The organism is Pseudomonas sp. J380 (assembly GCF_009827115.1).
Lineage (GTDB): Bacteria > Pseudomonadota > Gammaproteobacteria > Pseudomonadales > Pseudomonadaceae > Aquipseudomonas > Aquipseudomonas paracarnis.
The window spans coordinates 5,998,458-6,012,017 of sequence record NZ_CP043060.1; the positions used below are offsets into that span (position 1 = coordinate 5,998,458).

Sequence of the window (13,560 nt, forward strand, 5' to 3'; positions counted from 1 at the left end):
GGCCATGGCCATGGATATGCGCAAGAGCGGCATCAGCAGCACGGCGGACTCGGGGTCTTACTCCGACCTGAACCGGCTTAACCAGCTCAAGGTCGGTGACGACAAAAACAGCGAAGGCAACCTGCGCAAAGTGGCGCAGGAATTCGAGTCGCTGTTTTTGAACGAGATGCTCAAGTCCATGCGTTCGGCCACCGAGGCCCTGGGCAAGGACAACCCGCTGAACACCCCGGCCGCCAAGCAATACCAGGAAATGTACGACCAGCAACTGGCGGTGTCGATGTCCCGCGAAGGTGGCGGTATCGGCCTGGCCGATGTGCTGATGCGCCAGATGCAGAAGAACAAGCCGGTGGAGGCTCAGGCCGCCACCTTGCAAGGCCCGGCGGCGGATGCGCCGGTGAAGAAAGTCGATGTGCCGACCGAGATTGCCGCCGGTACCCAGGCCGAAGGCCCGTTGGGCCGCTCCAATGGCCAGCGGCCTTTGTGGGCGTATCGCGTGGCCGTGCCTGAGGGCGCCGGCACCCATGCCAACGACATGGAACTGATGAACCAGCGTCGTATCGCCTTGCCCAGCAAGCTGGCCGACCGCCTGCTGGCGGGTATCGTGCCGAACGCTCCGGTCGAAGCCAAATCCGCGCCCCTGCGTAACAGCGCTGCCGACGACACGGTCATCAACAGCAGCACGCGTAGCTTTGCCGTGCCGAGCGGGCGCATGCAGGTGTATGGCCGCGCCATTGCCCAGCCACCGCTGGCGCCGGCCAAGAAAGCCTTCAGCTCCCAGGATGAATTTGTCGCCACCATGTTGCCGATGGCCAAGGCCGCTGCCGCACGGATTGGTATCGACCCCAAGTACCTGGTGGCCCAGGCGGCACTGGAAACCGGTTGGGGCAAATCAGTCATGCGCGCCGAGGACGGCAGCAGCAGCCACAACCTGTTCGGCATCAAGGCCGGGCAGAGCTGGCAGGGTGGTCAGGCCCGGGCGATCACCAGCGAGTTTCGCGATGGGGCGATGGTCAAGGAAACGGCGCAATTCCGTTCCTACAGCTCCTACCAGGACAGCTTCCACGACCTCGTGACCCTGCTGCAAAGCCATGATCGCTATAAAGAAGTTGTGAAATCAGCCGACAACCCGGAACAGTTTGTACGCGAGTTGCAAAAAGCCGGTTATGCAACCGACCCGGATTACGCCAGCAAGATTTCGCAGATCGCAAAAAACATGAACAGTTACCAGAACTACGCTGCCGCTGGCGCAACCACACATTTATAAGGTCTGAACCATGAGTTTGCTCAGTATCGGGATGTCAGGGCTCAATGCCGCTCAAGGATCGTTGTCGGTCTTGAGTAATAACATCGCCAACGCCAACACCTCGGGTTATTCGCGCCAGCAGACCACGCAAAATGCGAGTGCCAACAACCCCTACGGCGGTGTGTACATTGGCAGCGGCACCACGCTGGCGGATGTGCGTCGGGTCTATAACGAGTTCCTGGACGCGGCCTACCAGAACAGCACGGCGCTCAATAACGATGCCAAGGCTTATTCCAGCCAGGCCAGCGCCATCGACAAGACTTTGTCGGACAAGACAACCGGCATGTCTTCGGTGCTCAGCGCGTTTTTTGCCGCTGTGCAGACCTCCGCGGCCAACCCCAGCGACGTGTCTGCCCGGCAAGTGCTGCTGACCAGCGCCCAGACCCTGAGTAACCGTTTCAACGCCATCTCCAGCCAATTGACTCAACAGAAAGAGTCGATCAATGGCCAGTTGAGCACCATGAGTGACCAGGTCAACCAGTTGACCTCCTCGATTGCTTCGCTCAACAAGCAGATCACCCAGGCCCAGGGCTCAAGCAACAGCGCCCCGGCCAACCTGCTGGATGCCCGTAACGAGGCGGTGCGCTCGCTCAATGAACTGGTGGGTGTGACCACCAGTGAACAGAATGGTGTGTTCAGCGTCAGCACCGGCACGGGCCAATCCCTGGTATTGGGCGACCGGTCCAACACCCTCTCGGCAGTGCCGAGCGCTAGCGACCCAAGCCAGTACACCATTGCGCTCAATGCTGGCGGCGGTACGGCGATCGACTTGGGCAACGTGCTCAGTGGGGGCAGCATCGGCGGCCTGTTGCGTTATCGCAGTGATGCCCTGATGCCGGCCATCAATGACTTGGGGCGTATCGCCCTGGCGACAGCCGATACCATCAACAGCCAACTGGGGCAGGGCCTGGACTTGAACGGTGACTTCGGCTCATCGCTGTTCAAGGACATCAACAGCGCGGCGGCCATTGCCCAGCGCAGTCAGGGCGCGCTGGGCAACAGCACGGGTTCCGGCAATTTGAATGTGACCATTGCGGACACTAGCAAGCTGTCGACCTACGACTACAAAGTGACCTTTACCAGCGGCAACAACTACACGGTGGTGCGCTCCGACGGCAAGGCCATGGGCGCGTTCGACACCAATACCGCGCCGCCGCCGGTGATCGATGGGTTCACCCTGGCGTTGGATGGCAAGGGGCCGATGGCGGCGGGCGATAGTTTCAAAGTCAGTCCTACCGCCAGCGGTGCGACCAACATCGGCACGACTTTGACGGACGCCAATAAAATCGCGTTCGCCGGGCCATTGCTGGGCGAGGGCAGCAAGACCAACCAGGGTACCGGCACCTTTACACCGCCGACCCTGACCCTGCCTATCGATATTCATGGTGGCGCCGATACCGCGCAACTGCGTACCGGCATTGAGCACTCAATGCCAGTGAAGATGGTATTCGGCAAGCCGGCCGCCGACGGCACCCAGGGTTATACGCTCAACGATGCCCAGGGCAACCCGATTGGCACCGGCACCATCGTGCCGGGCCAAGGCAACAAGATCACGGTCGACGTGCCGATGCGGGATGCCAACGGCACGCTGCTGGTGCCGGCCAAAAGCTTCAAGTTCGATACCACGGTCGCCGGGTCGCCCGCCGCTGGCGACAGCACCACGTTTTCCTTCAACGCCTCGGGCAAGTCGGATAACCGTAACGCCCAGGCGTTGCTCGACCTGCAAACCAAAGCCACCGTCGGCCTGTCCGATGGCAGTGGCGGCGGAGTGAGCCTGGTGGCGGCCAACAGTCGCCTGGTGTCGACCGTCGGAGCCAAGGCCGCGTCGGCCAATACCGACACCACGGCCACGGGCGCCTTGCTCAAGGCCAACCAGGATGCGCGCAACTCCGTGTCCCAGGTCAACCTCGATGAAGAGGCGGGCGACATGATCAAATTCCAGCAGTACTACACCGCCTCGTCGCAGATCATCAAGGCTGCGCAAGAAACCTTCAGCACGCTGATCAATAGTCTTTAAGGGAGTCTGGGACGATGCGTATTTCCACTGCACAGTATTTTGAAACCAGTGCCGCCAAGTACACGGACAACTATTCCAGCGTTGTGAAGGCCCAGGAGCAGGCCAGTTCCGGTGTGCGCGTGCAAACCGCAGCGGATGACCCGGTGGCGGCGGCGAGGTTGTTGTTGCTGCAACAGCAGAAGGACATGCTCGGGCAGTTCAACGGCAATATCACCAGTTTGAAGAACTCGTTGACCAACGAGGAAAGCGTATTGGGTGCAATCAACGAGGCACTGCAGGCGGCCAGTACCTTGGCCATTGAAGCGGGCGGTTCGCGCAGCGATGCCGACCGCAAGTCGATTGCCGGCCAGATCGGTGCGCTTGAAGACCAGGTGCTGGGCTTGCTTAACAGCAAGGATTCCTCGGGCAACTATCTGTTTTCCGGCTCCAAGACCTCGACGCCGCCCTATAGCCGTAACAGCGACGGCACCTACACCTATCAGGGTGATGAAACGCCGCTGAGCCTGCAGGTTTCCGATTCCCTGAGAGTCAGTGCCGGTGACACCGGCAAGAGCATCATGGATGGTGCCGTTAACTCGGGCCGCACCCAGGCGACCTGGATCGCACCTGCTATCGTGCCGCCGGCAACGGCGCCAGTGCCCAATGATCATAAAGTCTCAGTGTCGGCCGGCCTGGTGACTTCAGGCTCGGACTACACGAATAAATTCGCCGATGGCGAGCCTTACAAGCTGACCTTTACCAGCAGCACCCAGTACAAGGTCTCCGACAAGAACGGCAATGACGTCACGTCGGAAATCCCTGGCAACGGCACCTTTGACTCCACCAAGGAAGGCGGCTCCACCGTGAGCCTGCGCGGCGTGAATTTTGATATTGCGGTGGATCTCAAGGATATGGCGACGGGGCCGGACGCCGATGCGCTGGTCAAGGACCGTTCGTTCAGCCTGGCCGCCAAGCCCGACACCTTCAGTGTTTCGCGCACGCCCAGTAATGCCTCCACTGCGCAGCTGACGAATGCGCAGGTGAGCAACCCGGCCACCTATGCCAGTACGTTCCCGGCTAACAGCGGGGCGGTGATCAAGTTCACCAGTGGCACGGCGTATGAAGTCTATGCCCAGCCCTACAGTGCCGACAGCAAAGCGATCGCCACCGGCGACACCGGTGGCGGTACGACCGTGACGGCAGCAGGCGTGACCTTTGATGTCAGCGGCACACCTCAAGCCGGCGATCAGTTTGCGGTCGCTGCCAGCACGGCCAAGACCCAGAACGCGCTGGATACCCTGAGCCAACTGCGCAAGGCGCTGGAGCAACCGGCCGACGGCAACCCGGCGGCGATGGTCAAGCTCAAGGATGCGCTCGACGCTTCCATCAGTAATTTTGCCAATTCACGGGCCCAGGTCGACAACGTGCGCGGTTCCATCGGGGCCCGCGAAGCGGCACTGGATATCCAGTCGGCGGAGAACATCAGTATCGGCACTGCAAACAAAAGCACTATGAGCGATCTGGCGAACATTGACATGGGCGAAGCCGCGATCAACCTCACGTTGCAGCAAACCATGTTGCAGGCCTCGCAACTGGCGTTCGTTAAAATCTCCCAGCTGAACCTGTTCAGTCGCATGTAATCGTCGCAATGAACAACGGCCTCCCCTGGCGACAGGGGAGGCCGTTGTCGTTTCTGGCCTGGAAATGTTGCCGGTTTTTGCACAAAGCGCGCAAAATTGAGTGACCTGTGAGTCATAAAGCGCATCTTCACTGTATCGTGTGAAAAGGATAAGTCGTCACAGGGCCTTTATCGGGCGGCTTTCAGCGAGATTTTCATGGGGTTATCCCCTTTATTGTCAGCACTCCCGGCGTAGTCCGAGGGGTGTTCTCCAGCTATTTAGTATTGGGAAGCCACAATGATTGGCATAAAAAGCATCGCCAGTTACGTGCCGGCAGACGGGATCGATAACTACGCCCAGGGTGCCAAATTCGCCAAGGATGAAGAGTTCATCATCGGCAAGATCGGTTCGGCGTTCCTGCCGCGCAAGGAAGCTGCACAGGAGACTTCCGACCTGTGCGTCGAAGCAGTCAATGCATTGTTTGCCAACAACCCGGATTTGAAGCGCGAGTCCATCGACGCGCTGATCGTCGTCACCCAGAACGGCGATGAAGAGGGCTTGCCCCACACCGCCGCCATCGTCCAGGACAAATTGGGCCTGCCGACTCACGTTGCCGCTTTCGATATTTCCCTGGGCTGCTCCGGCTACGTGTACGGCATCTACGCGATGAAAGGCTTCATGGAAGCCGCCGGCCTGAAAAACGGCCTGCTGATCACCGCCGACCCGTATTCCAAGATCGTCGACCCGGAAGACCGCAACACCACCATGCTGTTCGGTGATGCCGCCACCGCCACCTGGATGGGCGAGGACGCGCCGTGGTTGCTGGGCAAATCCAAGTTCGGTACCGACGGTTCCGGCGCGCCGCACTTGAAGGTCAGCGATGGTGTGTTCTTCATGAACGGCCGCCAGGTGTTCAACTTCGCCTTGCTCAAGGTGCCGGCACACTTGCACGAACTGCTCAATGAGTCGGACCTCAAGGCAGATGACATTGATGCGTTCTGCATCCACCAGGGCAGCGCGGCCATCGTCGACGCCGTGGCGCGCCGCTTTGAAGAAGCGCCGGTGGACAAGTTCATCAAGGACATGGTCGAGACCGGCAATACCGTGTCATCGAGCATTCCGTTGCTGCTGGAAAAGCACGTGATGGACGCCACCTGGAAGCGCGTGGCAATCAGCGGCTTTGGTGTGGGGCTGTCGTGGGGCTCGGCGATTCTCTATCGTCCGTGATGCTTTAGCGGCTTCATGAAAAACGCCGATGATCGAATGATCATCGGCGTTTTTTATTGGCGCCAGAAAAGCCAATGAAACCGAGGTTTTATGCCTGCGTAAGCCGTTGAAATACAAGGGCTGGCACAGGGCTAGTAAAAAAAATCAAAAAAACCCTCAAGCAACCGGCTACCACGACGATAACTATTACGTAGGTTCTCAGGCCACACCCGGCGGTTGCCAGGGCCGGAAGCCGCAGTATCCATCCAACGAGGATTTCGTCATGGCTTTAACAGTAAACACCAACATTGCTTCCATCACGACTCAGGGCAACCTGAACAAAGCTGGCGGCGCCCTGGCCACTTCCATGCAGCGCCTGTCTTCCGGCCTGCGTATCAACAGCGCTAAAGACGACGCTGCCGGCCTGCAAATCGCTAACCGCCTGACCAGCCAAATCAACGGCCTGGGCCAAGCTGTAAAAAACGTGAACGACGGCATCTCCATCGCTCAGACCGCTGAAGGCGCGATGCAGGCTTCGACCGACATCCTGCAAAAAATGCGTACCCTGGCCCTGTCCTCGGCTACCGGCTCCCTGAGCGCCGACGACCGCAAGTCGAACAACGACGAATACCAGGCCCTGACTTCGGAACTGACCCGTATCTCGCAAACCACTACTTTCGGTGGCCAGAAGCTGCTGGACGGTTCGTACGGTACCAAGGCTATCCAGGTTGGCGCCAACGCCAACGAAACTATCAACCTGAGCCTGGAAAACGTTGCGGCTAACAACATTGGTTCGCAGCAGATCAAAACCAAGGCCATCGCGCCTAGCGCAACTGGCCTGGCTGGCGGCGACATCACTGTTACCGGCAACGGCCAAAGCAAAACCGTCACTTACGGTGCAGGCGCATCGGCTAAAGACATCGCTGCGGGCCTGAACGGTTCGATCGGTGGCCTGACCGCTACCGCCAGCACTGAAGTCAAGCTGGAAGTAGGCGCTGCAACTCCGTCGAACTTCAAGCTGGCTGTAGGTAGCGGTACTGCTGTCGATTTCGTCGGTGTAACCGACCTGGCCGGCCTTGCTGACCAACTGAAGTCCAACGCTGCCAAACTGGGCATCAGCGTTAACTACGACGAAGCCAACAAAACCCTGTCGGTTAAGTCGGATTCCGGCGAAAACCTGTCGTTCTCGGGTGCTGATACCAACGCCCAGGCGAACATCAAGGTTGGCGCAAAAGACGGTGCTGGCGCATTCGCCACCCCAGCCGCTCTGGGTGCTGCTGCAATCGTTGTGACCGGTCAGGTTTCTCTTGATTCGGCTAAGGGCTACTCCCTGAGCGACGCTGCTACTGGTGTTTCGGACTTGTTCGCGGGTGCAACCGTTTCGTCGACTAAAACCACCATCGCTAACACCGACGTGACCGACGCTACCAACGCCCAAAACGCCCTGGCAGTAATCGACAAAGCCATCGGCACCATCGACGGCGTTCGTTCGGGCCTGGGTGCTACCCAGAACCGTCTGACTACTACTGCAGACAACCTGCAGAACATTCAGAAGAACTCCACCGCTGCACGTTCCACCGTTCAGGACGTCGACTTCGCTTCCGAAACCGCCGAACTGACCAAGCAACAAACCCTGCAGTCGGCTTCCACCGCGATCCTGTCGCAGGCTAACCAGCTGCCATCCGCTGTACTGAAACTGCTTCAGTAATCAGCGCGCTTGGTAACTAACGGAAGGGCGCGTTTACGTGCCCTTCCGTTTTTTCGGTTTAGAGGAGATTGGACATGGACATGAGTGTAAAGCTGAACCAGTCTTATCCGCCGGTTGCCCCCCAAGGCGCGCCTCCCAAGGTGACCGCCGATCAAAGCAGCAGCAAGGCCCAGGAAGTGGCGGCAACCGGCAAAGAGCCTGAGCGCGCGGAACTGGAAAAAGCAGTAACCGACATTCGCGAATTCGTCCAGGCTGCCCAGCGCAGCCTGGATTTTTCCATTGACGATTCGACCCACCGGGTCGTGGTCAAGGTCATTGCCACCGACAGTGGTGAAGTGATCCGTCAGATTCCGTCGGAAACGGCGTTGAAGCTGGCACAAAACCTTTCCAGCGCAAGCAACGTGTTGTTTGACGACAAGGTGTGAGCTGGCATGAAATTTGTTGCTGTCAGGTCTTGAGGCGCAATAAGTCAAGATAACGGCAGCCACCGAACAGGAGATAGATGATGGCGGGTTCAACGGTAAGTGGTATCGGTTCGAACATCGATACGCAAGCGATCGTGAAGTCCTTGGTGGACGCCGAAAAGGTGCCCAAGCAGACGCAGATCAATACCGCGTCCCAGAAGGCGACCACCACGCTGTCTTCGATCGGCAAGATTCAAGCTGCGTTGGATGCATTCCGTGGTGCCTTGGACACCATGTCCAAAGACAGCAGTTTCACTGGGCTGACGGGCTCGTCGTCGGATGAGAAGACGGCGACCATGACCGCCAGTAATACGGCTTCCAACGGTAGTTTTCGGCTGATCGTCGACCAGTTGGCCCAGGCTTCCAAGTTGTCCACCAAGAACTTCTCCGGCGGCACTTCCGCCGTGGTGAACGCTACGGATAAGCCGACCACCTTGACCATCTCTCAATCGGGCAAGGATTACAGCGTCAATGTTCCAGCTGGCGCGACCTTGCAGCAGGTGCGGGATTCGATCAATACCCAGTTTGGTACTTCCGGGCTCAGTGCCAACATCCAGACCGACTCCAATGGTTCCCGATTGATCCTGACCTCTACCACCATGGGGACCGGTTCCGACCTTACGCTTTCTGGCACCTCCGGCTTGGATGTGGGTTCAACGGTCGTCGATGTGCCCAAGGATGCGCTGTACAGCATTGATGGTGTTGCGTCTGTGTCCAAGACCAACAGTATTGAGGGAGCGCTCAGTGGTGTGAACATCAAGTTGGTGGCGCCTTCGACTTACAAGACGGGCACCTCTGGCGATAAAAACGCTACGCTGATCACCGTCAGTACCAACAACACGGCGCTCAAGTCCGGAGTCAAAGGCTTCATTGATACCTACAACGCCTTGATCACCGCAATGAACGCCGAAACCAAGGTCACCAAGAATCTTGACGGCAGCACGACGGCTGCGGCATTGACAGGTGACTCGACCATGCGTTCGCTGCAGGCGGCGATCCGGAATGAGTTCAACACGCTTTCGGGGACCGGCACTTTCAAGTCGTTGGCTCAATTCGGCGTGAGCACAAGCTCTACTACCGGCTTGCTGACAATCGATGACAAAAAGTGGGACGCTGCCGTCAAGACTAATGCAGCCGATATCAACAGTATGTTCAGCGGCAAAGACGGCATGTTGGCGCGCATGAAAAGTGCAACGGATGACTTTGCCAAGGCCTCTACCGGGGTTCTGGCTACGCGTTCTACGTCGTTGACCGATAGCCTCAAGGACATCGCAAAGCAGCAGGAAACCCTGAACGAGCGCATGGAACTGCTGACCAACAGCCTCTCCGCCAAATACAACGCCATGGACACCTTGGTTGCCCAACTGCGCCAGCAAAGCACCAGCGTCATGACCACGCTCAACGCCTTGAACAACCCTAAAACCAATAACTGATTGCCACTCACGCAAAAGGCCAGGCAACCTGCCTGGCCTTTTCGTAGCGAAAGACGACCGGTGTTAAAGCTTTTTGCGGCCCAGTCGACATATTGGTTACTAGAATCCTTTTCGCTGTCGCCTGTCACGAGGTAGAAACATGAACCCCATGCGAGCCCTTCGCCAATACCAGAAGGTCAATTCCCACGCACAGATCTCCGAAGCCAGCCCGCATCGCCTGGTGCAGATGCTGATGGAGGGCGGCCTGGATCGCATGTCCCAGGCCAAGGGCGCCCTGGCGCGTGGTGACATCGCACAGAAGGGCTTGATGCTCGGCAAGGCCATCGACATCGTTATCGGGCTGCGCGATGGCCTGGATGCTGAAAAGAGTGATAACCCGGCTTATGTTCAGCAGTTGGAAAGCCTTTATGTGTACATGACCAACCGGTTGATGGAGGCTAACCAACAAAACGACGCCGAGATCATCGACGAAGTCGCTCGCTTGATGATTACCGTAAAAGAAGGCTGGGATGCTATCGGCGCGCCACAAGGCGCAGCAGAATAAGGCCACGGGCCTTGAGGAACTCGTCATGAGCCACGCACTGCAACGCATTGATGAAACCCGTGAAGCCCTGGTCGACGCGCTTGCCGCGCGCAACTGGGATGCCATCAGCGAGCTCGACCTGGGCTGCCGCAGTGTGATCGATCAGGTGCTGAGCGAAGCGCCGGTGGATGAGGATGCGCTGCGTGGAAAGCTGGAAAGCCTGTTGGCGGTTTACCAGCAGTTGCTTGAGGTGACGACCGGCGAGCGCCAGGCGATTTTCGAAGAGATGTCGCAGATCAACCAAGCGAAAAATGCGTCAAAGGTTTACCATCTGTTCGGTTGAAAGGGCGCAGTTAATCCGAACGGCGCGTCATATATTTGACTATGCCATCATTTTTGACTTAACTAGTGCTGTTTTCAGATTTCAGACGTCTAGAAGGTAAGAAATCTTACAGACGTCTTGATTGCCCTCATTCCGGGGCAGGAAGTTTTACTAGGGAAGTTGCTATTGCATGTGGCGTGAAACCAAAATTCTGCTGATCGATGACGATAGCGTCCGCCGCCGCGATTTAGCGGTGATTTTAAATTTTCTCGGTGAAGAAAATTTGCCCTGCGGCAGCCACGATTGGCAGCAGGCGGTCAGCTCGTTGTCGTCGAGCCGTGAAGTCATTTGTGTATTGATCGGGACGGTAAACGCTCCTGGCGCAGTTCTGGGCCTGTTAAAGACACTGTCTACCTGGGATGAGTTCCTTCCGGTGTTGCTAATGGGCGATATTTCTTCCGTGGACCTGCCGGAAGACCAGCGCCGCCGCGTGCTATCCAACCTGGAAATGCCGCCCAGCTACAGCAAATTGCTCGATTCCCTGCACCGTGCCCAGGTCTATCGCGAGATGTACGACCAGGCCCGCGAGCGCGGCCGTCACCGTGAACCCAACCTGTTCCGCAGCCTGGTCGGCACCAGCCGCGCCATCCAGCACGTGCGCCAGATGATGCAGCAAGTGGCCGATACCGACGCCAGCGTGCTGATCCTCGGCGAGTCGGGCACCGGCAAGGAAGTGGTCGCGCGCAACCTGCACTATCACTCCAAGCGTCGCGACGGGCCCTTTGTGCCGGTCAACTGCGGGGCGATCCCGGCAGAGCTGCTGGAAAGCGAATTGTTCGGCCACGAGAAGGGCGCCTTTACCGGGGCGATCACCAGCCGTGCCGGGCGCTTTGAGCTGGCCAATGGCGGCACACTGTTCCTCGACGAAATCGGCGACATGCCGTTGCCGATGCAGGTCAAGCTGCTGCGCGTATTGCAGGAACGCACCTTCGAGCGCGTGGGCAGCAACAAGACCCAGAGCGTGGACGTGCGCATCATTGCCGCCACCCACAAGAACCTCGAAAGCATGATCGAGGTCGGCAGCTTCCGCGAAGACCTGTACTACCGCCTCAACGTATTCCCTATCGAGATGGCCCCGCTGCGCGAGCGCGTGGAAGACATCCCGTTGCTGATGAACGAACTGATCTCGCGCATGGAGCACGAGAAGCGCGGCTCCATTCGTTTCAACTCCGCGGCAATCATGTCCCTGTGCCGCCACGGCTGGCCGGGCAACGTCCGCGAGCTGGCCAACCTGGTGGAGCGCATGGCGATCATGCATCCGTACGGGGTGATCGGCGTGGTCGAGTTGCCGAAGAAATTCCGCTACGTCGACGACGAGGACGAGCAGATGGACAGCCTGCGCAGCGACATGGAAGAGCGCGTGGCAATCAACGGCCATACTCCAGACTTCGGCGCTAGCGCGATGTTGCCGCCCGAAGGCCTGGATCTCAAGGACTACCTCGGCAACCTGGAACAAGGCCTGATCCAACAGGCGCTGGACGATGCCAACGGCATCGTCGCCCGTGCCGCCGAGCGCCTGCGTATCCGTCGCACCACCCTGGTGGAGAAGATGCGCAAGTACGGGATGAGCCGCAAAGAAGGTGATGAACAGGCGGATGATTGACGCCTGTTTTTCAACTACTTGATTTATAGGTAGATTTTTTTCGGCACGGGTATTGCTACAGCCCTCGTAACGTTCCGTTTAACTGACGGTCAGCCAAGCGAGAGAGCATCATGCCCCACGCCGCCCAACTATCTTCGGCCCCTGCCATCCAGGGGCTGGTTTCGCCTGTAGAACCGCCGACCCGCCAGGGCCTGGAGCACGCGCTCTCGCAGTTCAACCAGATGTCGAACCAGCTGACCGACTCCTACAGCCTGCTTGAGGCCCGGGTTTCCGAGCTTAAAGGCGAACTGGCGGTGGTCAGCGCCCAGCGAATGCAGGAGCTGGCCGAGAAAGAACGCCTGGCCAACCGTCTGCAAAACCTGCTGGACCTGTTGCCCGGTGGCGTGATCGTCATCGACGACCAAGGCCGCGTTCGCGAAGCCAACCCGGCGGCCTGCGACCTGCTTGGCTTGCCGCTGGAAGGCGAGCTGTGGCGTGAAGTCATCACCCGCTGTTTCGCCCCCCGTGAAGACGACGGCCACGAAGTCTCCCTCAAGGACGGGCGCCGGCTGTCCATTGCGACCCGTTCCCTGGACGCCGAGCCGGGCCAGCTTGTGCTGCTCAATGACCTGACAGAAACCCGGCACCTGCAAGATCAGTTGGCTCGCCATGAGCGGCTGTCGTCCCTGGGGCGGATGGTCGCTTCCTTGGCGCATCAGATTCGTACGCCGTTGTCGGCGGCATTGATCTACGCCAGCCATTTGACTGACGAGCAATTACCAGCGGCCACCCACCAACGCTTTGCCGGGCGCCTCAAGGAGCGCCTGCATGAGTTGGAACACCAAGTACGTGACATGCTGGTATTTGCCCGCGGCGAACTGCCGCTGACCGATCGCGTTACCCCTGCTGGTTTGATGCAGTCGCTGCAAGCGGCAGCGGCGACCCATGTGCAGGAGGCCAACCTGCGCTGGCAGTGCGACAGCCACCAGGGCGAATTGCTGTGCAACCGCGACACCCTGGTGGGCGCGCTGCTCAACCTGATCGAAAACGCTACCCAGGCCAGTGGCCCCGGGGCGCGCCTGAAAGTGCACCTGTATAGCCGCGGACAAACCCTGCGCCTGTGCGTCAGCGACAGCGGCAGCGGTATCGCCCCGCAGGTGCTGCAGCGCCTGGGCGAGCCGTTTTTTACCACCAAGACCAACGGCACTGGCCTGGGCCTGACCGTGGTCAAGGCAGTGGCCCGTGCCCATCAGGGACAATTGCAGCTGCGTTCGCGCCTGGGGCGTGGCACCTGTGCATTGATGACCTTGCCGCTGTTTTCCAGCGCGGCAAGCGCGGAGTAAG

Annotated in this window: 11 protein-coding genes; all 11 read left to right on the top strand. The window is 59.0% G+C overall.

The genetic code is table 11. The features are described from left to right. The first annotated feature begins 4 nt into the window (after positions 1–4). The 11 genes from flgJ (at position 5) to FXO12_RS27500 (ending at position 13,559) form a co-directional block, all read left to right on the top strand. Complete coding sequence (flgJ, locus tag FXO12_RS27450; RefSeq protein WP_057976934.1) at positions 5–1,264, top strand: flagellar assembly peptidoglycan hydrolase FlgJ; 1,260 nt, start codon at positions 5–7, stop codon at positions 1,262–1,264. 10 nt (positions 1,265–1,274) lie between these two features. Then, complete coding sequence (gene flgK / locus FXO12_RS27455) at positions 1,275–3,320, top strand: flagellar hook-associated protein FlgK (protein ID WP_034126776.1); 2,046 nt, start codon at positions 1,275–1,277, stop codon at positions 3,318–3,320. A 14-nt stretch (positions 3,321–3,334) separates the two neighbouring features. After that, positions 3,335–4,939: a flagellar hook-associated protein 3 gene (locus FXO12_RS27460; protein ID WP_057976938.1), complete on the top strand. Its 1,605-nt coding sequence runs from the start codon at positions 3,335–3,337 to the stop codon at positions 4,937–4,939. A gap of 276 nt (positions 4,940–5,215) precedes the next feature. Continuing rightward, the gene (locus FXO12_RS27465; protein WP_003192977.1) at positions 5,216–6,145 is read left to right on the top strand and encodes a ketoacyl-ACP synthase III; all 930 of its coding nucleotides are present in this window, start codon (positions 5,216–5,218) and stop codon (positions 6,143–6,145) included. A 262-nt stretch (positions 6,146–6,407) separates the two neighbouring features. Then, entirely contained in the window at positions 6,408–7,832 is a 1,425-nt protein-coding gene (locus tag FXO12_RS27470) for a flagellin (protein ID WP_054920185.1), read from the top strand. 74 nt (positions 7,833–7,906) lie between these two features. After that, positions 7,907–8,257, top strand: a complete 351-nt coding sequence (locus FXO12_RS27475) for a flagellar protein FlaG (RefSeq protein WP_054920183.1) — start codon at positions 7,907–7,909, stop codon at positions 8,255–8,257. An 80-nt stretch (positions 8,258–8,337) separates the two neighbouring features. Continuing rightward, on the top strand, positions 8,338–9,729 hold the full coding sequence (fliD, locus tag FXO12_RS27480) for a flagellar filament capping protein FliD (RefSeq protein WP_054920181.1): 1,392 nt from the start codon (positions 8,338–8,340) through the stop codon (positions 9,727–9,729). 139 nt (positions 9,730–9,868) lie between these two features. Continuing rightward, the gene (fliS, locus tag FXO12_RS27485) at positions 9,869–10,273 is read left to right on the top strand and encodes a flagellar export chaperone FliS (protein ID WP_054898643.1); all 405 of its coding nucleotides are present in this window, start codon (positions 9,869–9,871) and stop codon (positions 10,271–10,273) included. A gap of 25 nt (positions 10,274–10,298) precedes the next feature. Next, positions 10,299–10,595, top strand: coding sequence for a flagellar protein FliT (locus FXO12_RS27490; protein WP_034126783.1), 297 nt, complete (start codon positions 10,299–10,301; stop codon positions 10,593–10,595). A 169-nt stretch (positions 10,596–10,764) separates the two neighbouring features. Continuing rightward, entirely contained in the window at positions 10,765–12,237 is a 1,473-nt protein-coding gene (locus tag FXO12_RS27495) for a sigma-54 dependent transcriptional regulator (protein WP_034126784.1), read from the top strand. Between the two features lie 110 nt (positions 12,238–12,347). Continuing rightward, positions 12,348–13,559: a PAS domain-containing sensor histidine kinase gene (locus tag FXO12_RS27500; RefSeq protein WP_054898642.1), complete on the top strand. Its 1,212-nt coding sequence runs from the start codon at positions 12,348–12,350 to the stop codon at positions 13,557–13,559. Position 13,560 lies beyond the last annotated feature (1 nt).

Coding starts and splice junctions, on each gene's coding strand:
- FXO12_RS27460 (WP_057976938.1), top strand. CDS start 3,335: ATGCGTATTTCCACTGCACAGTATTTTGAAACCAGTGCCGCCAAGTAC.
- flgJ (WP_057976934.1), top strand. CDS start 5: ATGGCCATGGATATGCGCAAGAGCGGCATCAGCAGCACGGCGGACTCG.
- FXO12_RS27470 (WP_054920185.1), top strand. CDS start 6,408: ATGGCTTTAACAGTAAACACCAACATTGCTTCCATCACGACTCAGGGC.
- fliD (WP_054920181.1), top strand. CDS start 8,338: ATGGCGGGTTCAACGGTAAGTGGTATCGGTTCGAACATCGATACGCAA.
- FXO12_RS27500 (WP_054898642.1), top strand. CDS start 12,348: ATGCCCCACGCCGCCCAACTATCTTCGGCCCCTGCCATCCAGGGGCTG.
- FXO12_RS27465 (WP_003192977.1), top strand. CDS start 5,216: ATGATTGGCATAAAAAGCATCGCCAGTTACGTGCCGGCAGACGGGATC.
- fliS (WP_054898643.1), top strand. CDS start 9,869: ATGAACCCCATGCGAGCCCTTCGCCAATACCAGAAGGTCAATTCCCAC.
- flgK (WP_034126776.1), top strand. CDS start 1,275: ATGAGTTTGCTCAGTATCGGGATGTCAGGGCTCAATGCCGCTCAAGGA.
- FXO12_RS27495 (WP_034126784.1), top strand. CDS start 10,765: ATGTGGCGTGAAACCAAAATTCTGCTGATCGATGACGATAGCGTCCGC.
- FXO12_RS27475 (WP_054920183.1), top strand. CDS start 7,907: ATGGACATGAGTGTAAAGCTGAACCAGTCTTATCCGCCGGTTGCCCCC.
- FXO12_RS27490 (WP_034126783.1), top strand. CDS start 10,299: ATGAGCCACGCACTGCAACGCATTGATGAAACCCGTGAAGCCCTGGTC.